Origin of the sequence: Nocardia sp. CA-107356 (assembly GCF_050946365.1) — a bacterium.
Classification (GTDB): Bacteria; Actinomycetota; Actinomycetes; order Mycobacteriales; family Mycobacteriaceae; genus Nocardia.
This window is the reverse complement of record NZ_CP191992.1, coordinates 1,495,434-1,518,231: the sequence shown is the minus strand read 5'-3', so window position 1 is coordinate 1,518,231 and position 22,798 is coordinate 1,495,434. Positions and strand designations below refer to the sequence as shown.

The 22,798-nt window shown below is 65.7% G+C and carries 22 protein-coding genes and 1 riboswitch; of the genes, 12 read left to right on the top strand and 10 right to left on the bottom strand.

The features are described from left to right. Window positions 1–7: 7 nt before the first annotated feature. Window positions 8–1,429 carry a class II fumarate hydratase gene (locus tag ACQP1G_RS06985; protein ID WP_433199659.1) on the top strand — a complete coding sequence of 474 codons (1,422 nt, stop codon included), beginning with the start codon at window positions 8–10 and terminating at the stop codon, window positions 1,427–1,429. A 102-nt stretch (window positions 1,430–1,531) separates the two neighbouring features. Here ACQP1G_RS06985 and ACQP1G_RS06980 read toward each other — a convergent pair whose 3' ends face one another. From ACQP1G_RS06980 to ACQP1G_RS06970, 3 genes are all read right to left on the bottom strand, one after another. Further along, entirely contained in the window at window positions 1,532–2,401 is an 870-nt protein-coding gene (locus ACQP1G_RS06980; protein WP_433199656.1) for an acyl-ACP desaturase, read from the bottom strand. 148 nt (window positions 2,402–2,549) lie between these two features. Continuing rightward, the gene (locus ACQP1G_RS06975) at window positions 2,550–3,095 is read right to left on the bottom strand and encodes an LGFP repeat-containing protein (RefSeq protein WP_433199653.1); all 546 of its coding nucleotides are present in this window, start codon (window positions 3,093–3,095) and stop codon (window positions 2,550–2,552) included. Between the two features lie 183 nt (window positions 3,096–3,278). Beyond that, window positions 3,279–4,673: a PhoH family protein gene (locus ACQP1G_RS06970; RefSeq protein WP_433199650.1), complete on the bottom strand. Its 1,395-nt coding sequence runs from the start codon at window positions 4,671–4,673 to the stop codon at window positions 3,279–3,281. A 282-nt stretch (window positions 4,674–4,955) separates the two neighbouring features. Here ACQP1G_RS06970 and ACQP1G_RS06965 point away from each other — a divergent pair, with 282 nt between their 5' ends. Beyond that, window positions 4,956–5,228 (top strand): hypothetical protein, encoded by a 273-nt coding sequence (locus ACQP1G_RS06965; protein WP_433199647.1) that lies wholly within the window; start codon window positions 4,956–4,958, stop codon window positions 5,226–5,228. 62 nt (window positions 5,229–5,290) lie between these two features. On the opposite strand, the gene ACQP1G_RS06960 is transcribed toward ACQP1G_RS06965, so the two are convergent. Together ACQP1G_RS06960 and ACQP1G_RS06955 are read right to left on the bottom strand one after the other, a co-directional pair. Continuing rightward, the gene (locus tag ACQP1G_RS06960) at window positions 5,291–5,710 is read right to left on the bottom strand and encodes a limonene-1,2-epoxide hydrolase family protein (RefSeq protein ID WP_433199644.1); all 420 of its coding nucleotides are present in this window, start codon (window positions 5,708–5,710) and stop codon (window positions 5,291–5,293) included. A 94-nt stretch (window positions 5,711–5,804) separates the two neighbouring features. Continuing rightward, the gene (locus ACQP1G_RS06955; RefSeq protein ID WP_433199641.1) at window positions 5,805–6,545 is read right to left on the bottom strand and encodes a TetR/AcrR family transcriptional regulator; all 741 of its coding nucleotides are present in this window, start codon (window positions 6,543–6,545) and stop codon (window positions 5,805–5,807) included. Window positions 6,546–6,657: 112 nt separating this feature from the next. On the opposite strand from ACQP1G_RS06955, the gene ACQP1G_RS06950 reads away from it, so the two are divergent. The 4 genes from ACQP1G_RS06950 (at window position 6,658) to ACQP1G_RS06935 (ending at window position 10,414) form a co-directional block, all read left to right on the top strand. Continuing rightward, window positions 6,658–7,851 carry an FAD-dependent monooxygenase gene (locus tag ACQP1G_RS06950; protein WP_433199638.1) on the top strand — a complete coding sequence of 398 codons (1,194 nt, stop codon included), beginning with the start codon at window positions 6,658–6,660 and terminating at the stop codon, window positions 7,849–7,851. Between the two features lie 132 nt (window positions 7,852–7,983). Further along, complete coding sequence (locus tag ACQP1G_RS06945) at window positions 7,984–9,174, top strand: hypothetical protein (RefSeq protein WP_433199635.1); 1,191 nt, start codon at window positions 7,984–7,986, stop codon at window positions 9,172–9,174. Continuing rightward, window positions 9,171–9,911 (top strand): ESX secretion-associated protein EspG, encoded by a 741-nt coding sequence (locus ACQP1G_RS06940; RefSeq protein WP_433199632.1) that lies wholly within the window; start codon window positions 9,171–9,173, stop codon window positions 9,909–9,911. The genes ACQP1G_RS06945 and ACQP1G_RS06940 overlap by 4 nt, the downstream gene beginning before the upstream one ends. A 71-nt stretch (window positions 9,912–9,982) precedes the next feature. Next, window positions 9,983–10,414 (top strand): hypothetical protein, encoded by a 432-nt coding sequence (locus tag ACQP1G_RS06935; RefSeq protein WP_433199629.1) that lies wholly within the window; start codon window positions 9,983–9,985, stop codon window positions 10,412–10,414. A 290-nt stretch (window positions 10,415–10,704) separates the two neighbouring features. Here the strand turns inward: ACQP1G_RS06935 and glyA are convergent, their stop codons facing one another. Beyond that, complete coding sequence (glyA, locus tag ACQP1G_RS06930; RefSeq protein WP_433208237.1) at window positions 10,705–12,000, bottom strand: serine hydroxymethyltransferase; 1,296 nt, start codon at window positions 11,998–12,000, stop codon at window positions 10,705–10,707. Between the two features lie 113 nt (window positions 12,001–12,113). Then, a riboswitch (ZMP/ZTP riboswitch) is annotated at window positions 12,114–12,198 on the bottom strand. Between the two features lie 52 nt (window positions 12,199–12,250). Next, entirely contained in the window at window positions 12,251–12,820 is a 570-nt protein-coding gene (locus ACQP1G_RS06925; RefSeq protein ID WP_433199627.1) for a TetR/AcrR family transcriptional regulator, read from the bottom strand. 117 nt (window positions 12,821–12,937) lie between these two features. Here ACQP1G_RS06925 and ACQP1G_RS06920 point away from each other — a divergent pair, with 117 nt between their 5' ends. Further along, window positions 12,938–13,417, top strand: coding sequence for a PaaI family thioesterase (locus tag ACQP1G_RS06920; protein ID WP_433199624.1), 480 nt, complete (start codon window positions 12,938–12,940; stop codon window positions 13,415–13,417). A gap of 32 nt (window positions 13,418–13,449) precedes the next feature. After that, complete coding sequence (locus ACQP1G_RS06915) at window positions 13,450–13,899, top strand: nitroreductase family deazaflavin-dependent oxidoreductase (protein WP_433199621.1); 450 nt, start codon at window positions 13,450–13,452, stop codon at window positions 13,897–13,899. A 3-nt stretch (window positions 13,900–13,902) separates the two neighbouring features. Here the strand turns inward: ACQP1G_RS06915 and ACQP1G_RS06910 are convergent, their stop codons facing one another. Beyond that, window positions 13,903–15,099, bottom strand: coding sequence for a DUF885 domain-containing protein (locus tag ACQP1G_RS06910; protein ID WP_433199618.1), 1,197 nt, complete (start codon window positions 15,097–15,099; stop codon window positions 13,903–13,905). Between the two features lie 176 nt (window positions 15,100–15,275). Here ACQP1G_RS06910 and coaA point away from each other — a divergent pair, with 176 nt between their 5' ends. Further along, window positions 15,276–16,208 carry a type I pantothenate kinase gene (coaA, locus tag ACQP1G_RS06905; RefSeq protein WP_433199615.1) on the top strand — a complete coding sequence of 311 codons (933 nt, stop codon included), beginning with the start codon at window positions 15,276–15,278 and terminating at the stop codon, window positions 16,206–16,208. An 87-nt stretch (window positions 16,209–16,295) separates the two neighbouring features. On the opposite strand, the gene ACQP1G_RS06900 is transcribed toward coaA, so the two are convergent. Both ACQP1G_RS06900 and ACQP1G_RS06895 read right to left on the bottom strand, forming a co-directional pair. Then, window positions 16,296–16,874: a hypothetical protein gene (locus ACQP1G_RS06900; RefSeq protein ID WP_433199612.1), complete on the bottom strand. Its 579-nt coding sequence runs from the start codon at window positions 16,872–16,874 to the stop codon at window positions 16,296–16,298. Window positions 16,875–17,052: 178 nt separating this feature from the next. Then, on the bottom strand, window positions 17,053–17,841 hold the full coding sequence (locus ACQP1G_RS06895; RefSeq protein ID WP_433208234.1) for an isoprenyl transferase: 789 nt from the start codon (window positions 17,839–17,841) through the stop codon (window positions 17,053–17,055). A 222-nt stretch (window positions 17,842–18,063) separates the two neighbouring features. Here ACQP1G_RS06895 and trhA point away from each other — a divergent pair, with 222 nt between their 5' ends. The 3 genes from trhA (at window position 18,064) to ACQP1G_RS06880 (ending at window position 22,762) form a co-directional block, all read left to right on the top strand. Next, window positions 18,064–18,720, top strand: coding sequence for a PAQR family membrane homeostasis protein TrhA (gene trhA / locus ACQP1G_RS06890; protein WP_433208231.1), 657 nt, complete (start codon window positions 18,064–18,066; stop codon window positions 18,718–18,720). A 185-nt stretch (window positions 18,721–18,905) separates the two neighbouring features. Then, the gene (locus ACQP1G_RS06885; protein WP_433199609.1) at window positions 18,906–21,170 is read left to right on the top strand and encodes an MMPL family transporter; all 2,265 of its coding nucleotides are present in this window, start codon (window positions 18,906–18,908) and stop codon (window positions 21,168–21,170) included. After that, window positions 21,167–22,762 carry an adenylate/guanylate cyclase domain-containing protein gene (locus tag ACQP1G_RS06880; RefSeq protein WP_433199606.1) on the top strand — a complete coding sequence of 532 codons (1,596 nt, stop codon included), beginning with the start codon at window positions 21,167–21,169 and terminating at the stop codon, window positions 22,760–22,762. Before ACQP1G_RS06885 ends, ACQP1G_RS06880 begins: the two co-directional genes overlap by 4 nt. Window positions 22,763–22,798: the final 36 nt, after the last annotated feature.

The following is a 22,798-nucleotide window of genomic DNA, read 5'->3' as shown; positions in this document are numbered from 1 at the left end:
CGAAATCATGACGACCGAGGAGACGCAGTACCGCATCGAACACGACACCATGGGTGAGGTTCGGGTACCCGTGCGCGCGTTGTGGCGGGCGCAGACCCAGCGTGCCGTGGAGAACTTTCCGATCAGCGGGCGCGGGCTGGAGCGGGCGCAGATCCGCGCGCTGGGTCTGCTCAAGGCCGCGTGCGCGAAGGTGAACAAGGATCTCGGTCTGCTCGATCCGGCGAAGGCGGACGCGATCATCGCCGCCGCCGATGAGATCGCCGATGGCCTGCACGATGACCAGTTCCCGATCGATGTCTTCCAGACCGGCTCCGGCACCAGTTCGAATATGAACGCCAACGAGGTGATCGCGTCGATCGCGAAGGCGAACGGCGTGACGGTGCATCCGAACGACGATGTGAATATGTCGCAGTCGTCCAATGACACCTTCCCCACCGCAACACATCTGGCCGCCACCGAGGCCGCGATCAAGGATCTGATCCCCGCGCTGGACCATCTGCGGCTGGCACTGCTGGATAAGTCGACCGAATGGCGCACCGTGGTGAAGTCCGGCCGCACCCATCTGATGGACGCGGTGCCGGTAACCCTCGGCCAGGAGTTCGGCGGCTACACCCGCCAAGTCGCGGCGGGTATCGAACGCATCATGGTGGCACTGCCGCGGCTCGGCGAACTGCCGATCGGCGGGACCGCGGTCGGCACGGGGCTCAACGCACCGGCGGGTTTCGGCGCGAAAGTCGTTGCCGAACTGGTGCGGTCGACCGATATCGATGCTTTGTCGGAGGCGACCGATCACTTCGAGGCGCAGGCCGCCCGTGACGGTCTGGTCGAGGCATCCGGTGCGCTGCGCACCATCGCGGTAAGCCTTACCAAGATCGCCAACGACATCCGCTGGATGGGTTCGGGCCCGCTGACCGGTCTCGGCGAACTGCGGCTGCCGGATCTGCAGCCGGGCAGTTCGATCATGCCCGGCAAGGTGAATCCGGTACTGCCCGAGGCGGTTACGCAGGTTGCCGCGCAGGTGATCGGCAATGACGCAACCGTCGCGTTCGCCGGTGCCAGCGGCGCGTTCGAGTTGAACGTTTATATCCCGGTCATGGCGCGCAATCTGCTGGAGTCGATTCGGCTACTGGCCAATGTTTCTCGACTGTTCGCCGATAAATGCATTCGTGGTCTGATTGCCAACGAGGACCATCTGCGCACCCTCGCGGAATCGTCACCGTCCATTGTGACGCCGCTGAATTCCGTGATCGGTTACGAAGAGGCGGCCGCGGTCGCCAAAGAGGCTCTGCAGCAGAAGAAGACCATTCGACAGACCGTGATCGATCGCGGTTTGCTCGACGAGAAGCTAACCGTGGAAGAACTCGACCGCCGCCTGGATGTGCTGTCGATGGCGAAGGTCGAGAATGGGAAGTACAAGGAATTAGGCTGATACGGGGGAGGTTTCATCACATTTCCGTCGCAGCGAAAAACCGGTCGGCGCACAAACCGTGCGCCGACCGGCGGTAGATCTTCGAGCTACCGCAAGACCGGATCAGGTCAGCGAATCGACTCGCAGATGCGCGAGTTCGGCGCGCGCCTTCGCACCCTCTGCACCGATGTCGGTTCGAGTGAAGAACTGCCACCGCTCCAGCAGCGGCGCGAAGACCAACTCGCCTTCCTTGGCGCGGTCGTAGATGCCCGCCTCGGCGAGCACCTCGTCGCTGCTGCGCCCGTCGGTCAGCGTCACCGATGGCACCTGGAAACTCGCCACACTGTCCGCGATGGCACGCATGGTCTGATCCGGCGCGAAACCGAACGCCGCGGTGATCAACTCGGCGAAGAATTCCGACTGCAGCTCATCGTCGACCGCGATGCGCTCGGCGATGGCGGTGACCATCTTGTTCTCCCCGAGCGCCGCGGTGTTGCGATGCCGGATGGCGGCGGCCGCTTCCTCGAACGCGCAGGTGGCGAGCACGTCGAGCAGGTGGAGCGCGGGACGCCGGAACCCCTTGGTCATATGTTCCATCCGCAACCGCTCCAACTGCACCGGGTCGAGCGACCTGGTGACCATGAGGTAGTTGCGGATCATGATCTCGTGGCGGTTCTCCTCGGCCGTCCACCGGCCGACCCAGCGCCACCACGATCCGGTGCGCAGGTACTTGCCGATCTCACGGTGGTATGAGGGCAGGTTGTCGGCGATGAGCACGCTGACCGTCAGCGCCAGCTTCGCGGTCTCACTCAGCGCGGATTGCTCCGGCTCCCAATCGATTCCGCCGAGGAAGCCGAAATTGCGGCCGTCGTCCCACGGGACGTAGTCGTGCGGCTGCCAGCCGTCGGCGGCGGCGATGTGGCGGCGCAGGTTCAGCTCCACCTCATCGGCGAGGGACGCGAGCAGTTCGCGATCGGTCAAGAGTGTTTGCACTAACACAACCTAGCGGCTGGGCCCCGGGATGCGGGGATCTACGAATAGGAATCGGTATCGGCGTCCGAGCGTACAAGCGCTGGCCCTTTCGAGCTAGCCGCCAACATTCACCAGCGGTGAAATGCGAGTGTCCGGACGCCGTGCCGGGTCAGGACTTCGGCGTGACGGTGGTATTGCCGTCCACCCAGGTGATGGTGCCGCTGGCGAATTCGCTCTGCTTGCCGCCAGGGATATCCTTCTCGTCGCTGGTCGGGTAGCCGAGCGTGCCGTCGGGGCCACCGGTGTCTTCCCACGCCTTGCGGATTTCGCCCCAGACGATGTGCGCGCCGGTGTCCTTGCTCCAGGCGATCGCGCCGCCGGTGAAGTCCTGCCACCTGCCGTCGTTCGGGGCGTCCTCCTGCGCCTTCAGCGGAGCGCCGAGCGGACCGGTCGGACCGCCGGACTGTACGTACTTGTCGAAGATCATGCCGGTGACGGCGATGTCGCCACCCTGGGTCGCGATCTTCGTTTCCCCCGCGGCGCCGGACATATGCTCCTCGCCGTGGCCAACGGCCGCCGTGGTGGTCGTCATGGACGCGGCGGAGTTCGTGTCCTTGTTGTCGTCTTTGCTGCAGCCAGTGGCCAGCAGCAGTGCCGCCGCCGCGATGACCGCGGTGAATCCAGCCGTTCGTCGAGCGAAGTGGTGCATTTCCATCCTCTCGAAAGTGGCTACCGATGCCACCGGACGCGGTGACGTCGCGCGTAGCCTAGGCCGATGCCCGGCAACGGCCCGGCGAATCCGCAAAAGACTCGCCGGGCCGGTGCTGAACAGGTATCGCGCGGATACTACCCGCTCGATTGTGAGATGAAACACACCCTGGACAGTTGCCCTGGGGCACTAGGAGTTCGGGCCGTACTCCTCCAACATCTCGGTCACCAGCGCCGCAATCGGCGACCGTTCGCTACGGGTCAGCGTGACGTGCGCGAAAAGCGGGTGTCCCTTGAGCTTTTCGATCACCGCGGCAACACCGTCGTGCCGCCCGACCCGCAAGTTGTCGCGCTGGGCCACGTCATGGGTGAGCACGACCCGCGATCCGGTGCCGAGTCGGCTCAGCACCGTCAACAACACATTGCGTTCCAGCGACTGCGCCTCGTCCACGATCACGAACGAATCGTGCAGCGAGCGACCGCGAATGTGGGTGAGCGGCAAGACCTCCAACATGTCGCGGGCGAGCACCTCCTCCATCACCTCACGACTGGCCAACCCGTCGAGCGTGTCGAAGACCGCCTGCGCCCACGGGCCCATCTTCTCGCTCTCCGATCCCGGCAGATAGCCGAGATCCTGCCCACCGACCGCGTACAGCGGACGGAACACCACCACCTTGCGCTGCGTGCGGCGCTCGAGCACCGCCTCCAATCCGGCCGTCAACGCCAGCGCCGACTTGCCGGTACCGGCCCGGCCGCCGAGCGAGACGATGCCGACGCTCTCGTCCAATAGCAGATCCAGGGCGACGCGCTGTTCGGCCGAGCGGCCGTGTAGTCCGAACGCCTCGCGCTCACGCACCAGCTGCACCCGCTTGTCCGGCGTGACCCGACCCAAGGCACTGGAACTGGAGCCGAGCAACCGGATCCCGGTGTGGCACGGCAGTTCCCGCGCCTCGTCCAGATCGATCACGCTCTCGGTGTAGAGCAGATCGACCTGAGCTTTGGAGACATCGATCTCCACCATTCCGGACCAGCCGGAGGTCACCACGTCCTGGGCGTGGTATTCGTCGGCGTGCAAACCCACCGCACTCGCCTTGACGCGCAAGGGAATGTCCTTGGACACGAGCACCACCTCGCGGCCCTCGGCCGCCAGGTTGAGCGCACAGGCCAGGATGCGGGAATCATTGGTGTCGGTGCGGAATCCGACGGGGAGTACCGCGGGGTCGGTGTGGTTGAGTTCCACCTGCAGCGTTCCGCCCTCGGTGCCGATCGGCACCTGCTGATCCAGCCTGCCGTACTGCAGGCGCAGATCATCGAGGTTGCGCAGGGCTTCCCGCGCGAACCAGCCCAATTCATGGTGGTGGCGCTTGCCTTCGAGTTCGCTGATCACGACCAGCGGTAGTACGACATCGTATTCGCCGAACCTGGTGAAAGCCCAGGGATCGGACAGTAGAACCGAGGTGTCGATGACGAAGGACCTGGCACCGGATTTCTGGGAAGGCGAGGGGCGGGCCCCCTTCGCGGCGGCTTCGCCTTTCGCGGAGCTGGAGTGCGCCGAGGGAGCGGGAACGGAGCGTGCAGCAGTCACGGTGGGCTCCTTTTGTGTTCGCGCGGCACCCGCACGAACGATCTCGCTGGACCGGTCCGTCCCGATGGGATCCGACTTGCGTCAGATACCCAGAGGGCCGGGTGCCGGCCCTCTCGTACTGAATAGCTCAGTCACGGTTCAGGACCTCCCGTACGAGCCACACCGACGCGGCCCGTACCACCGACGCTACCGCCGACCACCCGGTCTCCGCTCGGGCACAGGTAGGCATGTCCGTGAATTTGTCGTTAACCCCGTATTGGTGCACGGGATAGAGTCGCAGGTATGGCCGGTAACGAGGAATTCGAGAAGCTGTCGTCCAAGGAGCTGCACGACCGTGCGGTCCGGCTCGCGGCGCGGCGCGGCGACATCAAGTACCTGTGGCGGCTGCTGAAATCGATCCCGGCCGCCGAGGCCGCCGCCGGCGATCTGGGTGAGAGCGAGGCCGACATCAAATACGTCGTCCCGATGATCGACGACTACATCCACGCGGGCGACGGCAAAATCGCCGAAGTCCTGCGCCCCTACTACCTCGACTACCTGACCAAGCACACCTGACCAGTCGAATGGTCGCGCTCGGGGCAGCCGGAAGCCACCATTCGACTCGCCTCGACGCCCCTTCAGCGGTTGGGCAGGGCGGCGCGGAATAGTCCGACAACGGTGCCGCGTAGGAAGTTCTCCCAGCTGAAGTGGTCGTGCCACAGAATGATTCGGCCGTCACGCAGTTCGAAGGTGCCGCATACCCAGAAGGCGATCCGCAGCGGGCCGACGCGCAGGATATCGGTGCGGTCGGTCAGCACGATGTCAGCGTCGGCGGCGATGTGATGTATCTCGGCCGCGAAGCCGATGGTGTCCTTGTTCATGCCGCGCAGAATTTTGCGGGTGAGGCCGCCGCCGACGGTCGGCAGCGAGGTGTTCTTCCAGACGACGTCGGGGTGCAGAAGGTCCAGCGCCTCCTCGACGGCACCGAGTTCGAGCGCGGCGAAGAACTCCCGCACCGTGGTGATCGCTTCCTGCTTCAGTTCGATTTCCTCGGTCATGATCCGAGCGTAGGCGGTGGCCTCGCATTCGCTCGTCCAAGCGCAGGAGACTGGTGCGGACTCCGTCCGGCGGCGTCCGAGCGGGCCGGTCGGGTCAGGTGCGGCTGGCGATGAGGACACCGAGGCCGTCGAGGATGCGGTCGATGCCGAACTTCAGCGCGTCATCGGGACCACCGGTTCCCGGCTGTGCACCCGTCGTCGCCGATTCCTCGGCAAAGGCGGCGGCCACCAGGGGATAGCGGTCCCCTACCGCGGTCATCATCTCGGCCACCTGCTCGGCCATCCGCTCGGCCGTCTCCGTACGGCCGACCGAGGTGACCTGTTGCACCAGACTCCGGATGTGCCCGTTCACCAGGACGATGGTGTCGAGCTTCTCGGCGCCGCCCAATCCGGTGCCGTCGAGCGTGATCAGCGCGGCGTTCATCCACCCCATCTCGTTCGGGCCGATCGGTCGCACGCCCGTGGTCAGCGCGATCGACCAGGGATGCGTGCTATAGCGCTCGAAGATCGTCTCCGCCCACCGGCGCAAGCCGGAGCGCCACGGCTCCTCGGTCGAATCGCGTTGCGCCGCGGCGATATCCGGCGCCGCCCCCATGGCCGAATCCACCATCAGCGCGGTGAGCTGTTCCTTACCCGGCACATACCGGTACAGCGACATCTTCGTGAAACCGAGGCGTTCGGCCAAGCGCTGCATGGACAGGTTCGCCAGCCCCTCCGCATCGGCGAGGGCAATCGCTTCGGCGACGATCCTCTCCAGTGACAGCGCGGGCTTCGGGCCGCGCTTCGGTCGCTGCTGGGTGCCCCAGAGCAGCTCGACTGTGGTCGGTGATGGCATCCCCACATCCTTCCGGATAACGGCTTGACACTTAACTGTATCTACCATACTCTAATTCGTGTCCGGTAGATACAGATTCCATCGGACGCAGATATAGACCTCAGGAGAGATCATGCGCAACAAGACCGTTCTCATCTCCGGCGCGAGCGTCGCGGGCCCCGCCCTCGCCTACTGGCTGAACCGCTACGGATTCGACGTGACGGTGGTCGAGCGGGCGCCGTCGCTGCGGCCCGGCGGCCAGGCCGTCGACTTCACCGGCGAAACGCATCACAAGGTGCTCGAGCGCATGGGGATCCTGGACGAGGTCTACGCACACCGGACCGGCACCACCGACACCGTGCTCGTCGACGATAAAGGCCAGCAGCAGGCCCTCATCTCCGGCGATTTCACCGGCGGTGATGTGGAGATCCTGCGCGGCGATCTGGCCCGGATCATGTACGAAAAGACCTACCGGGACTGCGAATACATCTTCGGTGACTCGATCAGCGCACTGACCGAAACCGACGACGGGGTGTGGGTCGAGTTCGAGCGCGGCACGCCACGCGGCTTCGATCTGGTCTTCGGCGCCGACGGAATCCATTCGCGGGTACGGCGTCTGGCCTTCGGACCCGAGAAAGAGTTCGTCAAGCACCTCGGGCACTACTACTGCGTCGCGGGCGCCAGCCCGTGGGCCACGAAATCCGAGGGTGCCCCCGAGCGGATGACGGCCTACGGCTACAACGAGCCGGGCAAGTGCGTCATCACCGGTGGCTCCAAGGCACAGCAGCTCTATATCTTCGCCGCACCCGAACTCGACTACGCCCGTGACGACGTCGCGGCGCAGCGCCGCATCATCAAGGAGACCTTCGCCGACGTCGGCTGGGAGGCGCCGCGCATGCTCGCCGAGATGGAAGAATTCGATGATTTCTTCCTGGACTCGATCAGCATGGTGCGCAAGATGAAGAGCTACAGCCGCGGCCGAGTCGCCCTGGTCGGCGACTCGGGCTACGGAAATACTCTGGGCGGCTTCGGAACCGGGCTCGCGGTCCAGGGCGCCTACATCATCGCTGGCGAACTCGCCAGCGCCGACGGCGATTACACCGTGGCCTTCGCGCGCTACGACGAGCTCATGCACTCTCTCGCCAAACTCGCGGACTACAGCAACGCGGGCCGCTTCTTCGCACCGAAGACCACGCTCGGCATCAAGTTCCGCAACTGGTTCCTGCACTCGTGGATGTTCGACAAGATGCTGAAAATGACCGAGAACGCCAAGACCATCGAGTTGCCGGACTACCCGGCGCTGGTCGCGGCGGCCGATGCGAACTGACACCGGACCCACCCCACCTCATCGGACCGCATGGTCTGGTGCGGCGGGATCGGCTGTGTTTCGATGGAACCAGGGTGGGGTCGGGTGCGTCTATAGGATCAGACGGCACTGACGGAAGGGGCTGGGTCGGCCATGACAGCACAGACGGACGGCCGCGCGATCACCAATCCCGAAAACGCGCAGAACTTTTCGCACGCGGAGATCAAACAGGCAGCCGACCAGATGAATCCGGACGGACTGGACGCGGCGTTCGACACTTGGTCGGCCATCGCGGCGGCGGTGACCAAGGCCGGACAGCAGTTCGAAACCGCGATCCAGCAAGCGGTGGACCAACATTGGGAGGGTGCCGCCGCGGACCGGGCGGTGCGCGGCATCCGGGATTACGCCGCGCGGGTGGGTGAGCTCGGTGAGTCGCTGGACCAGCAGTCGACGCCGCTATCGTCGGCCGCGAGTGCCGCGGCACGGTTCAAGGTGGCGGTGCCTCCGGTGGTGGAGACCTCGGGCAATCCGCGCGGACCGGAGCTGCGGAATACGCAGGAGGAGCAGGCTCGCGACGATATGAGCACCCTATACATACAGCCGTATGGGACTACCGCTCCGTCGATTCCGACGTTGCCACCGCCGGTCTCGCCGATCTCCGTGCCGGGGGTGGTGCCCGGAGTCGTTCCGGGGACATCGCCAACTGATACCGGGTCGGGTCAGCCCGGTAAGCCGGATGACTCCGGTAAGCCGACCGAGCCGAGCAAGACCGAGGATACGAACAAAGCGGGGGATCCGAGCAAGAGCGAGGACACGGGTAAGACGGCGGAGTCGGGTAAGGCGGAAGAGTCGGGTAAGGCCGAAACTGTTGCGCCACAATCTGTTTCGCCGACTCAGTACGGCGGCGCAGCGACCACACCCGCTTCCACAGCACAGACCTCGACGACATCGGCCATGCCATCATCGACGACCGGTATGCAGCCGAACTCACCGATCACTGTCACGTCGGCCGGAGTCGCGCCGGGCACCCCGAACCGGATTGCTGTCTCGCCGAGCCCCAACGGCACACCCGGTACCGGCGAGACGACGCCGAGTCCCGGAAAGTCGGTGCCGGGAACCACGACACCGGGAGCGGCCGCGGTGCAACCCGCCACCGCTACGCCGAGTCGAGTCGGCGCGGCGGGGCCCGCCGGATACTCCGGGATGCTTCCGCCAAGGGCCCGTGCCCGACGCGGGGAGGACGGCGAGCACAAGGCGGCGACGTACCTGCGCACCGAGGAACACGGCGAGGAGCTCATCGGCGAGGTGGACAAGACCGTGCCACCGGTACTCGGGGCGCAATGATGACGCAATGGACCTTGTCCGCCGAACAATTCGCGGCGGCCTGGTTCGGTACCGGCCTGGACCGCATGCCCTTCCCGTTTCGCTTTACCAGCCGCTTCCCCGGACTCCACGAATATCGCGCCTACCAGCGACAATTCCGGGCGGAGCTGGCCCGTGCCGACCACGCGCCGCTACAGCGCGCGCTACAGGTGCTCGCCCAACCCGAGTGGCGCATCGAACTATTCGGCATCGATAACACTCGCGGCGCGGTCGAGGTGCGCGCCATCGGCTGCGCCACCCGCAGCGGACCCGGCGTCATCGCCCTGCAGGCGCCGGCACCGGACGGCGGCAAGGTGCGGCTTCGCCGCGTCCGGGTCGACCAACTCGCCACCGAATTGATCCGCCTGCTCCCCGATACCCCACCCGGCACCGCGGCCGAAAAGAGCTACCTGCTCGACGATCTCAACGACGACCGCCCCGACCCCTTCGGCAACTCCCCCGCCCGCGCCATCCAAGATCGCTACCGCCGCTTCTGGCGCCAACCCTGCGATACCAGCGGCACCGCAACCGTCCTGATCGGCCCCCGCAATGCCGAACCATTGCGCACCGGCAAACTCCGCTGGATCGACACCAAGGACGGCCGCTACTGCGAAGTCCCGGCCAACCGCGCCCTGATGATCCGGCCCGCCGGCAGCGCCGACATCACCCGATATCTCGACGAGTCCATCGTCCGAGCGAAAGCGCGCATGGACCAATAAGATTCGCGTCGTGGTCGCCCTCGCCGCGGTGGGAATACCCATGTAGTTCATGTGGAGTTTAAGTTGTCGGTATGACAACCCGCGAGGAAATCCAATCCTATCTAGTCGAGTATCAGGAGGCGTTGAGCACGTTCGACGCTCAGCGTTCGGTCGCGCAGTGGGGTGCGCCGGGAACCATGGTCACCGACACTTTCGTGGGAACCGTTGCCACCGCTGCCGAGATGGCGAAGGGCCTCGAGCAGTCCTACCCGCTCTATCAGGCGCTCGGCCTCGCCAGCGTCGACCACACGGTGCTCGAGCACGTCGACCTCACCGACCGCATCACCCGACTGCACGTCCGCTGGCACCTCTACGACGTCGAAGGCGATCTGCTCACCGACAGCGACTACGAATACCTGCTCCGCCGCGATGACGACGGCCAACTCCGCGCCTATGTCGCGATCGCCATCGACGAGATGGAGAAGATCGCGAAGTTGGCCGCCGAAAAGGGTATTCAGCTCTGAATCCGGTTGCCACCGACCCGAATTCGAGCTGAAGGCAGCTTGTCCGCCACCGCATGATGGCGGCGGACATGCATCGCCGGGGCGGCATCCGACCACTGGTTCGATTTTCGGGCGGCGGCCAGATGCGCCGACACCAGTGTGTCGATGAGAACACAACTGCTGCAGCATTCGGCCCCGCGACCGGGGCACGCACCGAACCAATTCGCCTGGAAATCCGGGCATCACGCAGACAACCGGATGATTGCCGTTGGTGCGGAGCCGAATTTCCAGGCGAGTCGGAACGAATGGGATCAGCCGAGCAGGCGCCAGTCCTCGAGGCCGTTGTAGAGCGGCAGATCCCGAGCGAGCTTGCTGACCCGGGCGCGCAGCGCGTCGACATCGGAACCACCTGCGAGCGCGGTGGCGATGATATCGGCGACCTCGGTGAATTCGGCGTCGCCGAAGCCGCGGGTGGCCAGGGCAGCGGTGCCGATACGCAGGCCGGAGGTGACCATCGGCGGGCGCGGATCGAACGGAACGGCATTGCGGTTCACGGTGATTCCGATGTCGTGCAGCAGATCCTCGCCCTGCTGACCGTCGAGTTCGGAGTTGCGCAGGTCGACGAGCACCAGATGCACATCGGTGCCGCCGGTGAGGACGCTGATGCCCTTGTCCTTGACATCAGCGCCGCCCAGCCGCTCGGCCAGGATCTTCGCGCCGGACAAGGTGCGCTCCTGACGCTCCTTGAATTCGGCGCTCGCCGCGATCTTGAAGGCCACGGCCTTGGCGGCGATCACATGCATGAGCGGACCGCCCTGCTGCCCGGGGAACACCGAGCTGTTGAGCTTCTTCGCGTACTCCTGCTTGGCCAGGATGAGGCCGGAGCGCGGACCGCCGAGGGTCTTGTGCACGGTGGAGGACACCACATCGGCGTAGGGCACCGGCGAGGGATGCAGACCTGCGGCGACCAGACCGGCGAAGTGCGCCATATCGACCCACAGCTTGGCGCCGACCTCGTCGGCGATCTCCCGGAACGCGGCGAAGTCCTGGTGCCGCGGGTAGGCCGACCAGCCCGCGACGATCACCTTCGGACGTGCGGAGAGCGCGGTCTTGCGCAACTCCTCCATGTCGATGCGGTGGTCTTCCTTGCTGACCCCGTAGGAGTGCACTTCGTAGAGCTTGCCGGAGAAGTTCAGGCGCATGCCGTGGGTGAGGTGACCGCCGTGCGCGAGGTCGAGGCCGAGCAGCCGGTCGCCCGGCTCCATCAGCGCCATCAGCACCGCGGCATTGGCCTGTGCGCCGGAATGCGGCTGCACATTGGCGAATTCGGCGCCGAAGAGTTCCTTGGCGCGGTCGCGGGCGAGGGTTTCGACGACGTCGACGTGCTCGCAGCCACCGTAGTAGCGACGGCCCGGGTAGCCCTCGGCGTATTTGTTGGTGAGCACGCTGCCCTGCGCCTGCAGCACCGCGCGCGGCACGAAGTTCTCCGAGGCGATCATCTCGAGAGTGTCGCGTTCGCGGGCGAGTTCGCCTGCCATCGCGGCAGCGACCTCGGGATCGAGCTCACCGAGAGATTGGGTATTGACAGAGGCGGTCGTCTGCGTCACCTGATCGAGTCTATTGGCCGTCTGCGCAGCGCCGATCAGGGGGTTCTGTGTCTCGGTATACATCGCAACCTCCGTGGTCCGGGTGCCCCAGGGTGCGCACCCCGAAGCCGTGAGCCCGGCACCCAGGCGCGCGGTGCGAGGCGAGGGTGCTTCCCGGTGGTTGCTTCCACCTCGAGTGCGCCAGTCGCGGTCCGATCATCTTATCCGGAGGTGGACAACGGGCAGTTCCACGTCTGACCGGCCCCGCGCGTCAGGCGCCGGGTACGGCGGACCGCAATAGCGCAGTGAGGTGGATCTGCGCGTCGTCCAGCGGCCGAGTGGATTTCTGGGCCCGAGATTGAATGATGGCGCCCTCCAGCGCGCTGATCACGAATCCGGCCAGTGACCGCGCCTCCTCGACCGATAAACCTTTGTCGCGCAGTGCGTCCGCGAGTCGGTCGGTCCAGTCGGTGAAGACGGCGCCCGCCGCCGCTTGCACACCCGGTTCGGATTCGGCGAGTGCGGCACCGACGATCGGGCATCCCATGGTGAACGAGCTGCGTGCGAGGGCGCGCTGCCACCAGTCGGTGAGTGCTGTCGCCCATTGCGCGGGCGACCCCGTCGCGGTGACCTTGTCCATGACAGCGGCCAGGCGCTCGCCCGCCGTCTTGGTCGCGACCTCGACAAGCTCGCTCTTACCGGATGGAAAGTGCTGGTAGAGCGAATTCCGGGAGGCGTGGCTGCGTTCGAGCAGGGCAGCGAGCCCCGCGGCGTGCACACCCTGCTCGCGAACCAACTCGATGGCGCTGTCGATCAGTCGGTCACGTGGACCCGCGGTCATCGGCGTCCTCCCTGGGCTCTGTCCTGTGTTCGCTCACTCATGGTTGCGTGAACCGATCGGTCCATGCTCCAATCATGACAGATGTGGACCGATCGGTTCATCGAAAGGATGGAACTCATGAGTTCGCAAATCTCGGCCGAGCCGACCCGGACCGAGTCGACGCCCGACCTGAGCCAACTATCCGGACTCGAACTGCTGCGGATCGCGATGTCGACGCAGTCGCGCCCACCGTTCATCGGCGACCTGCTCGGTATGGAGGTCGACCTGCTCGAGCACGGCAAGGTGAGCTTCGCCGTGCGCACCCGCCCCGATTTCGCCAATCCGCTCGGCACCACACACGGCGGCATCTGCGCGACCCTGCTCGATTCGGTGATGGGCTGTGCCGTGCACACCACCCTCGACGCCGGTGTGGGCTACACCACACTGGAGTTGAAGGTCAACTACATCCGCGCGGTGCCCACCAATGGACGTCGGCTCACCGCGACCGGCACCACCATTCACGTCGGGCGCAGCACGGCCACCGCCGAAGGCCGGATCGTCGACGACCAGGACCGTCTGGTCGCACACGGCACCACCACCTGCGTCATCTTCCGCTGAGGCGGACCCGCAGGTCGACAAAGGAGAACAGCATGAATGAGCGCACCACCGAAGCGACCGTGCGCAAGTTCCGGCGCGAACGCTTCATCGGCCACTATTTCGTCAATCCCGCTGTCGGACTGCTGGATCGGATCGGCATCCGCTCCGCGCTGATCGCCGAACTGGAGACCACCGGCGCGAAATCCGGTCAGCCGCGTCGCGTTCCGGTCACCGTTTCGATCGACGACGAGGGCGCGTGGCTCATCTCCCAACACGGCCGCCGCGCGGGCTGGGCCCGCAATATCACCGCGAACCCGCAGGTCCGGTTGCGTCACGGCAAACGCTGGTACACCGGCACCGCCGCCTTCGTCCCCGATGACGACGTGGTCGCCCGGGCACGCAGCTTCGCCAAGGGCCGCATCCCCGCCCAAGCCACCGCATGGACGATCAAAGCACTGGAGTCCGATCCGATTTCGGTGCGTATCACCTTCGGCGCGGCGTGAGGACTACCCGGCGCGAAGTGCGCCGGGGGTGAGCGGTTCGTCGAGCAGGCGGCGGAAGCGGTCGGCGCGATCGTCGGCGTCGGCCGAGCGATCCAGCCAGTCGCCGAGCAGGCGGTAGCCCTCGACGTAGGTGCTGATGTAGGCGCGCCACAGCGGTGAGGACAGGAAGCGCAGGGATTGGCGGGCGCGTTCGGGTGTGGTCAGGCTCCAGCGCTGCAGGAATTCGGCGACCTCGTCCGCGTCGCGATGCCGATCGTGCAGCAGCAGCGCGGCGTCCTGCCTGACCCCGAGCAATTCGGCCGATGCGTTCGAAAGCTGCTCGGCACGTTCACCTTCGAAGCGCAGACCCAGATCGGCGTAGATCTCCTGCGCCCATTTACCCCAGCCGGGTCCGACGATCGAGCGCAGCGCCAGATCCGCCAGCCCCTCCGCCATCAGGCACTGCGGGGTATTCACCAGGAACAATGTCTGCTCGGCCTGCCCGTTCGCGACCAGTCCGGCCTCCTTGCGGCAGTGTTCGGTGTGATGTCCGGGATAGGATTCGTGCGCGATGAGGCCGGGCAGATGCGCCATATGCTGCTTGAGGTCGGAGTTGATCGCGACCCTGGAGTGGTAGTTGCCCAGGTAGTAGTTGAAGCCGGACCAGGGCTTATCGCCGACCACCTCATAGGTGACATGCTCGTGGTCGGGCAGCGGATAACGCTCGCGCACCCGTTCCCGCAGCGCACTCGAGAATGCCTCGACGCATACGCTCAACCGCTCCGGCGGAATCTCATCGGCCTTGCGGAATGTGGTCACCCGCTCGGCGAGCGGGCCGTCGCCGGTGAGCACCTCGTCCATCTGCCGGTGCGCATCGCGATAGTCCTCGACATCCCCCGGTGCGATCTCGACATCGAAGTACGCGCGCACCTCGTCGACGAATCCGATATCGTCCCCGGCGAACTTGCGTCCCGAGCATTCCAGCGCCCGTAGGTGGGCATCCAGGAATTGCGACCGCTGCGGCGCCAACCCGGCGGCGGGCAGTTCCGCACGCAACGCCACGGCCCGCCGGGCCAGTTCGCGCGGCTGCGGCGCTGGCGCGTTCTCCACCTCGTGACGCAGCGCCGGGTCGCCGGTATACGCGTCGACGAACCCTTCCTCCAGCCGGTCGAATGCCAAGCCGAGCCGCAGGTACTCGGTCACGAGGGGATGCGCTTCCATGCCCGCCGACATTAGCCGGAATCGGCCTGCGTATCGACCGGTTACCGCCCGTATCGACACCCCGCGTTTCACACGATGTTGACGCAGAGCAGAATTCGGCTATGCGAGAGCTGGACCGAATCTCACACAGTCGGCGCATCACGTATGCGTGTTTGCCTGAACGGAGCGTCGGGTAAGTGGCACGAATGAGCGAGCCGAGTCCCTATGTGGAATTCGACCGGAAACAGTGGCGCACCCTGCGTAAGTCGACTCCCCTGGTGCTCACCGAGGAAGAACTGATCGGCCTTCGCGGCCTCGGCGAACAGATCGATCTGGAAGAGGTCGCCGAGGTCTACCTCCCGCTCGCTCGACTCATCCACCTGCAGGTCGCCGCACGTCAACGGCTGTTCGCCGCGACTGCGACCTTTCTCGGGGAGAAGCATCCCGATCAGCAGGTGCCATTCGTGATCGGTGTCGCGGGTAGTGTCGCGGTCGGAAAGTCGACCACCGCACGCGTACTGCAGGCGTTGCTGGCGCGATGGGACCACCATCCGCGTGTGGATTTGGTCACAACCGACGGATTCCTTTATCCGACCGCGGAACTGACCCGGCGCGGCATCATGCACCGCAAAGGTTTTCCAGAAAGTTACGACCGCCGTAAACTGCTGCGCTTCGTCACCGAGGTGAAATCCGGTGCGGCCGAAGTATGCGCGCCGGTGTATTCACATATCTCCTACGACATCGTGCCAGGCAAGTTTCACTGCGTCACTCAACCCGACATTCTCATCGTGGAAGGTCTCAATGTGCTGCAGACCGGTCCGCGGTTGATGGTCTCGGACCTATTCGACTTCTCGATCTACGTCGACGCGCGCATCGAGGACATCGAGAAGTGGTATGTGCAACGGTTTCTCACGCTGCGCCAGACCGCCTTCGCCGACCCGAACGCACACTTCCACCACTACGCCGGTTTCACCGATGACCAAGCCACGGCCGCCGCGCAGGAGATCTGGAACTCCACCAACCGGCCCAACCTGGTGGACAACATCCTGCCCACCCGTCCGCGCGCCACCCTGGTGTTGCGCAAGGACGCCGACCACAGCATCAATCGCCTGCGGTTGCGCAAGCTTTAGCCGTAGCGACTGGTCGCAGGCCGTAGCGACTGCTTGCAGGGCGTAGCGACTGCTTGCAGGGCGCTCGAAACGGTCCGCTCGATTGGGTTACAGCTTCCAGGCCGCGTCCAACCGGGCGGCGACATCGATATCACGGACCGCCGCGATATGCGGTTTGCGGATTTCAGTGGCGATATAGCGCGCCACGAACCGCCGGATCTCGTGATCGACGCTGACGAGGATGCGCAGCAGTTGGCCGCGCTTCGTCGCGGTCGCCACATTGATGCGGACGTCGCTCGGGCGCGGTTCGGTGATGTCGATGACGACCCGCAGCGGTTCGGCGGTGCGAACGGCCAAGTGCAGGTGGACATTGCCGCTGACCCGGAAGCGATGCCGGTCCACGGCGAGATCGAGCAGCAGATCGACATCGAGCGGGATGATCAGCTCGAAGGAGATGACATCGTCGAAATACCTGTGCAACTTCGGCTCGCCGAGTTGCACCTGCGCGGCGACCTTCGCCAACTTGCCCGGCCCGACACCGATCGGCCCGAAATCGAAGGCGGCCCCGGTCAACTGGGCGAATGCACCGGAAATGCGCTGCTCCGAGGCCGCGTATTCCAGGAAGCGCCTACCGAATTCCTCGTAGCCGATGTAGGACGTACCACCATCCCCCCACGGCGGGTTCACTTTTCGTCCTCAACTGAGGTCGCTACCCCAACCACCGCGGAGCGAGTCTTACGAGCGACGTTCGCGGCTCGTCTCGCGTCCGAGTCGCCGAAGCGCATGCCCCGCAGGCGCGAGCCTCGACGGCTCGGACGCGAGACAATAGGGTGCCGTGAACACGCCGCACCGCAGGCGCGGCAAATCAGATACCGAAACGGCGATGGCGGGCGGCGTAGTCGCGCAATGCGCGCAGGAAGTCCACTCGCCGGAATTCCGGCCAGTACGCCTCGGTGAACCATATTTCCGAGTATGCGCTCTGCCACAGCAGGAATCCGGAAAGTCGCTGCTCACCGGAGGTTCGGATGACCAGGTCCGGATCGGGCTGGCCGGAGGTGTAGAGGTGCTGGCCGATGGAGTTCACGGTGATCGACTGGACCAAGTCCTCGCCGGTCTCCCCCGCGGCCATCTCCTGACGGACCAGTTTGCGGACCGCGTCCGCGATCTCCTGCCGACCGCCGTAGCCGACCGCCACATTCACGTGTACGCCATCGCGTCCGCTGGTGCGTTCGGCCGCGGTGCGCAGCCGTTTGGCGACAAGTTCCGGAAAGCCGTCGAGCGTGCCGACGATGCGCACGCTCCAGTTCTGTTCCGGCGCGGACAGTTCCTCGACGACATCGGTGATCACCTCGAACAGCGTCTCCAGTTCCTCCGGATCGCGCTGCAGGTTCTCGGTGGAGAGCAGATAGACGGTCACCATCTCGATGCCTTCGTCCGCGCACCAGCCGACGAGTTCGGCGATTTTCAGCGCGCCGACTCGATGCCCGTGGCTCACATCGGTGAAGCCGTTCTCTCTCGCCCAACGCCGATTGCCATCACACATCACCGCGACGTGCCGGGGATGTTGTTTGCCCGCCAGCTGCTTGGACAGCCGGGCCTCGTAGATGCGGTAGGGCAAACCACGCACCTGACTCGGAAGCTCCACGGCGACCAACCCTACGCCCCACCGGCGCGATCCCGGCACCGGCTGTATCGGATTTGCGGCGTTCGCGATGCCCTCCGCGGTTACGCTGCGCTACCCGTCGCTCACACCGCGTACGACGCGGTACAGTGGCCGATGACCCGCAACTTACGGTACCGTAGGTTACTCACGGGTATCACTAGGAGGTAACTCGTGTCCGAAACGGTCGGCACTGCCGATGCGACACCGGTCGCGATCACGGGCACAGCGACGGTGATCAAACCGCGGCTGCGCGGCTGGATCCACACCTGGGCGGTCGGCATCGCGGCAATCGCGGTGATCGTCCTGGTGGCCGAGGCCGCGACGATCTCGGCCACGGCGGGCTGGTCCACCCTGGTATACGGGCTCACGGTCTGCGGATTGTTCGGCATCAGCGCCGTCTACCACCGGGTGACCTGGGCAACCGCGAATGCACGCATCCAGATGAAGCGCGCCGACCATTCGATGATCTTCCTGTTCATCGCGGGCAGCTATACCCCGTTCGCATTACTTGGACTGCCGGGCCGGACCGGGCAGACCCTGCTGCTGGTGGTGTGGCTCGGCGCGCTCGCCGGCGTGGCATTGAAACTGCTGTGGCCCACCGCGCCTCGCTGGGTGGGGGTACCGCTGTATCTGCTGCTCGGTTGGGCGATCGTGCCGGTGGCCGGGCAACTGAATACGAACGTCGGAATCGCCCCGCTGATCCTGCTGCTCATCGGCGGCCTGATCTACAGCGCCGGCGCGATCCTCTACGCAACCAAATGGCCGAACCCCTGGCCCACCGTCTTCGGCCACCACGAGTTCTTCCACGCCGCAACAGTCCTCGCAGCCCTGTGCCACTACGCCGCAATCTGGCTACTCATCCTGCGCTGACCCCGCGCCGACCCATGAGCACCGGGCACCCCGCCCGTTAGCCGGGCACCCCATACATGGGGTGCCCGGCCCCGACACGGGGTGCCCGGTGCTCATGGGTCGGGCACCGGGACGTCGTGGGTGTGCCGAATTGCAGGGTGCGGCAATAGAGTTGGGGGCGAGGGACGGATCGAGGGCGGGGTGGTATGGCACAGGAGATGGGCGGGACCGGCGCACGGGGTGTGGATGGTGAGCGGGGGATCGGGTACCGGTGGGGCGTCGCGATGGCACAACACCGGCGGATAGTCGTCGGGATCTGGCTGGTGCTGATCGCCGCGTGCGCGGTCGCCTACCCACAGCTCAACGGTCGCCTCGAGGCCATGGAATTTCATGCTGACCAGGCGGAATCGACGCGGATCACCGAACTGCTCGCCGCGCACTATCCCGATCTGGGAGCCGAACAGCTGGCACTGGTCTTCGATTCGTCCGAGCGGACCGTCGACGATCCGGCCTACCGGGCCGTCGTGGAGCGGGCGGTCACGGACCTGCGCGGCGTGCCGGGAGTGCGGGTCGCGGTCGGGCCGTTCCAAGGTGATCAGACATCGCAGATCTCGGCGAGCAGGCATGCGGCGATGGCGGTCATCGGGATCGATGGCGCGATTCCGGCGCGCGCACAGCTGGCCGGTGAGCTGCAGGAACGCGCGGGGCGATACGCCGGCGCCGGGGTGAGCGTAGGCATCACCGGATTCTCGCCGGTGCTGCACGATCTGATGCAGATCGAGGTGGCCGATTCCGGACAGGCCGAGGCGCTCGGCCTGCCGGTGGCATTCGTGCTGCTGATCCTCGCGCTGGGCACGGTGGTCGCCGCACTGGTGCCGGTGATGGTGGCGCTGAGCGGGCTATTGCTCGCGTTCGGCGGCCTGTTTCTGCTGTCGCATGTGATGGGCACGAGTTCGCTATTGCTGGCCGTCGCGACCATGATCGGCACCGGTATCGGACTGGACTATGCGATGTTCCTGGTCAGTCGTTTCCGGGAGGAGCTGGCGAAGCCCGGTGGCAGTTCCCCGGCCGGTGTCGCTCATGCCTGCGGAATCGCGATCGCCACGGCCGGTAAGACGATCGTCGCCTCGGGCTTCATCGTGATGATCTCGCTGTGCTCGCTGGTCGTGGTGCGCGCGCCGGTGTTCCGCGGTATCGCGGTCGGCGTCGCGATCGCGGTACTCGCCACGCTGGTGGTGGCGTTGACGCTGCTGCCAGCGGTGTTGGCAATGCTCGGGCCGCGGGTGAATCGCGGTGCGCTGCCCGCGCGGTGGCAGCCGCTGGAGACCCGGCCGGGCGCCGAAGCCACCGATCCCGCGAGCGGGCGGTGGACGCGGTGGAGTCGGATCGTGATGGCTCGCCCGGCGGTCTTCGGTATCGCCGCCACCCTGGTGCTGCTGGTCGCGGCCGCACCGCTGGCCGGGGTGCGCTACGGGATGGATATGGGCACCGCCGCGATGACCCAGACCGCTTCCGGTAAGGCGAGCGAGGTCGCCTCGGCGAATTTCGCGCCCGGACTGCTCGCGCCGATTTCGCTGGTCGCGACCGGTCCCGGCGATTCCCCGCTGACTTCTACCGCGGCCGGTGCGGTGCAGAGCTTCCTGACCGCACTCCGCGCGGACGAACGCATCGAGCAAGTGCTGCCGATCCACCGTGACGGACGGATCTTCGCGGTGGTGGTGGCGAAGACCGCATTCGATTCCACCGAGGCCGATCGACTCGTCCGCGAGATCCGTGACCGTGCCGCCACCTTGTCCGGAGCGGATGTGCTGGTCGGCGGCGTGACGGCCGAGTTCGCGGATATGTCCGACGAGATCACGGGGAAACTGCCACTGGTGATCGGGCTGGTTCTATGCTGCTCGTTCGTGTTCCTCATCGCTGCCTTCCGCAGCATCACGCTGCCGATCAAGGCAATAGTGATGAATCTGCTGGCCACCGGCGCGGCACTCGGTATCACTGTCGCGGTGTTCCAGTCGGGCATCGGCGAGTCGCTGCTCGGCTTCCACAGCACCGGATTCATCCAGGTATTCCTACCGACGATGGTCTTCGCCATCCTGTTCGGGCTGTCGATGGACTATGAGGTGTTCCTGATCCGGCGGGTCAAGGAGTTCTGGGAGCGCTCGGCGCGCACCGCGGCCGATAACGAGTACGCGGTGGCGGCGGGGCTGCAACACACCGCCCGCCCGATCAGCGCGGCGGCGGCAATCATGGTGGTGATCTTCGGCAGCTTCCTGACCGCGAGCGTGTTGGAGCTGAAACAGATCGGACTTGCGCTGGCGGTCGCCGTCGCGATCGATGCGGCACTGGTCCGGTTGGTGCTGGTACCCGCACTGATGAAGCTGTTCGGGACGTGGAATTGGTGGCTGCCGGGTTCGGTGGGATCGGTTGTGCCCGTGCAGGTTTCGGTACGTACGGACGCAGAGGTACCGTGATCACCAAGCTGGTTGTCTGGGCGCTGCGGGCGCGGTGGGGTTTGGCGGCGGTGGTGATCACCGCGAACCTCAGCGGGCTCGCGGTGATCGTGACCGAGCTGTGGCTCAGTGGATTTCTCAGCCGGATCGGGGACGACTGGCGCCATATCGTCGGGCTGGTATCGATCTATCCGGTGGTGGGCTTTCTGGTCGGAGTAGGGCTCGCCGTGCGCGATCGCACCGTCTACTTCGGCTGGCTCGATGACGGGCGTAAGCCGACGGTCGAAGAGGCGCGGCGACTGCTGCGCCTGCCGGTCGCGATCACTACCCGGGCGCTGGCGGTATGGCTGCCCGGCGTGATCGTTGCCGCCTCGATGTTCTCCCATCTCACCGCGCACAACAGTGCGGCGGTGACCGCGGCGCTGTTCACTCTCGGTGCCCTCGAATCCGCCGGGTTCACCTTCCTGATCGTCGACCGGTTGATCCGCCCGACCATCCCGATGGTGGCCGGAGTGCTCGGCGGCACCATGCACTGGAGTTCCTCGGTACTGGTGCGGGTAGTGATGACCTGGGCGGTGGCGGGCGCGATGCCGCTGCTCATGCTGATCGTCGTGCTCGCCGATCCGGCCTCCGGTGCGCCGGACCGCATTCGCACCGCCATCTACCTCTCCGGTGTCGGATTCGGTGTCGGCGCGCTGGCCACCGCCTTTCTGGCCCGTTCGGTCGCCACACCGATGCGCACACTGCGCCGGGCGCTAGATCTGATCACCAAGGGCGAATTGGATGTTCGGGTGCCGGTCGGCAGCACCAGCGAGATCGGGCGGCTCGAGCACTCGGTCAATGAACTCGCCGCCAACCTGCGCGAACGTGAGCGGATGCGGGATGTCTTCGGCCGCCATGTCGGCGCCGACGTGGCGGAGCGAGCGCTTGCTGGCGGGTTCGACCTGACCGGCGATGTGCGCGAGGTATCGGCGCTGTTCGTCGACGTCACCGGATCCGTCGAACTGTCCAGCGGTCTGCGGCCTCAGGAATTCGTGGCCAAGCTCAATCGACTGCTCGCGATCGTCGTCGCGGCGACCGAGGAGAACAACGGCCTGGTCAACAAGTTCGAGGGCGATGCGGCGCTGTGCATCTTCGGCGCGCCGATTGCCTTGCAGGACAATGCCACACCGGCTCTGCGGGCGGCCAGGCGGATCCGCGACGAGGTCATCGCCACCGGCGAACTCGATATCGGTATCGGCGTGGCGCGTGGTCCGGTGTTCGCGGGTGATGTCGGCTCCGATACGCGCTTGGAGTACACGGTGATCGGCGACGCCGTCAACGAGGCGGCGCGGTTGACGACCGAGGCGAAACAGGTGCCGCGCCGGATCCTGGTGAGCGGCGCGGTCATCGAGGCGGCGGCCGCCCACGAGGACGTCAAATGGACCCTCTACGACCATATTCCGCTGCGTGGTATGCCGGAACCGACCGCATGTTGGACCGATGTCGAGACCTCCGATACCAACACGGCCAATGACATGACGCCGGATACCGTCCCTGCCGATGGCGGGACGGCGGTCGGCGCGATCACCGAAGTACGCACCGCGACAACCGAATCGCAGTCCCAGACGTGAGTTGGTGTTCCTCGCACCAGTCGGATAGTCCCTACC

Coding starts and splice junctions, on each gene's coding strand:
- ACQP1G_RS06985 (WP_433199659.1), top strand. CDS start 8: ATGACGACCGAGGAGACGCAGTACCGCATCGAACACGACACCATGGGT.
- ACQP1G_RS06975 (WP_433199653.1), bottom strand. CDS start 3,095: ATGGAAATGCACCACTTCGCTCGACGAACGGCTGGATTCACCGCGGTC.
- ACQP1G_RS06965 (WP_433199647.1), top strand. CDS start 4,956: ATGGCCGGTAACGAGGAATTCGAGAAGCTGTCGTCCAAGGAGCTGCAC.
- ACQP1G_RS06960 (WP_433199644.1), bottom strand. CDS start 5,710: ATGACCGAGGAAATCGAACTGAAGCAGGAAGCGATCACCACGGTGCGG.
- ACQP1G_RS06955 (WP_433199641.1), bottom strand. CDS start 6,545: ATGCCATCACCGACCACAGTCGAGCTGCTCTGGGGCACCCAGCAGCGA.
- ACQP1G_RS06950 (WP_433199638.1), top strand. CDS start 6,658: ATGCGCAACAAGACCGTTCTCATCTCCGGCGCGAGCGTCGCGGGCCCC.
- ACQP1G_RS06945 (WP_433199635.1), top strand. CDS start 7,984: ATGACAGCACAGACGGACGGCCGCGCGATCACCAATCCCGAAAACGCG.
- ACQP1G_RS06940 (WP_433199632.1), top strand. CDS start 9,171: ATGATGACGCAATGGACCTTGTCCGCCGAACAATTCGCGGCGGCCTGG.
- ACQP1G_RS06935 (WP_433199629.1), top strand. CDS start 9,983: ATGACAACCCGCGAGGAAATCCAATCCTATCTAGTCGAGTATCAGGAG.
- ACQP1G_RS06925 (WP_433199627.1), bottom strand. CDS start 12,820: ATGACCGCGGGTCCACGTGACCGACTGATCGACAGCGCCATCGAGTTG.
- ACQP1G_RS06920 (WP_433199624.1), top strand. CDS start 12,938: ATGAGTTCGCAAATCTCGGCCGAGCCGACCCGGACCGAGTCGACGCCC.
- ACQP1G_RS06915 (WP_433199621.1), top strand. CDS start 13,450: ATGAATGAGCGCACCACCGAAGCGACCGTGCGCAAGTTCCGGCGCGAA.
- ACQP1G_RS06910 (WP_433199618.1), bottom strand. CDS start 15,099: ATGGAAGCGCATCCCCTCGTGACCGAGTACCTGCGGCTCGGCTTGGCA.
- ACQP1G_RS06885 (WP_433199609.1), top strand. CDS start 18,906: ATGGCACAGGAGATGGGCGGGACCGGCGCACGGGGTGTGGATGGTGAG.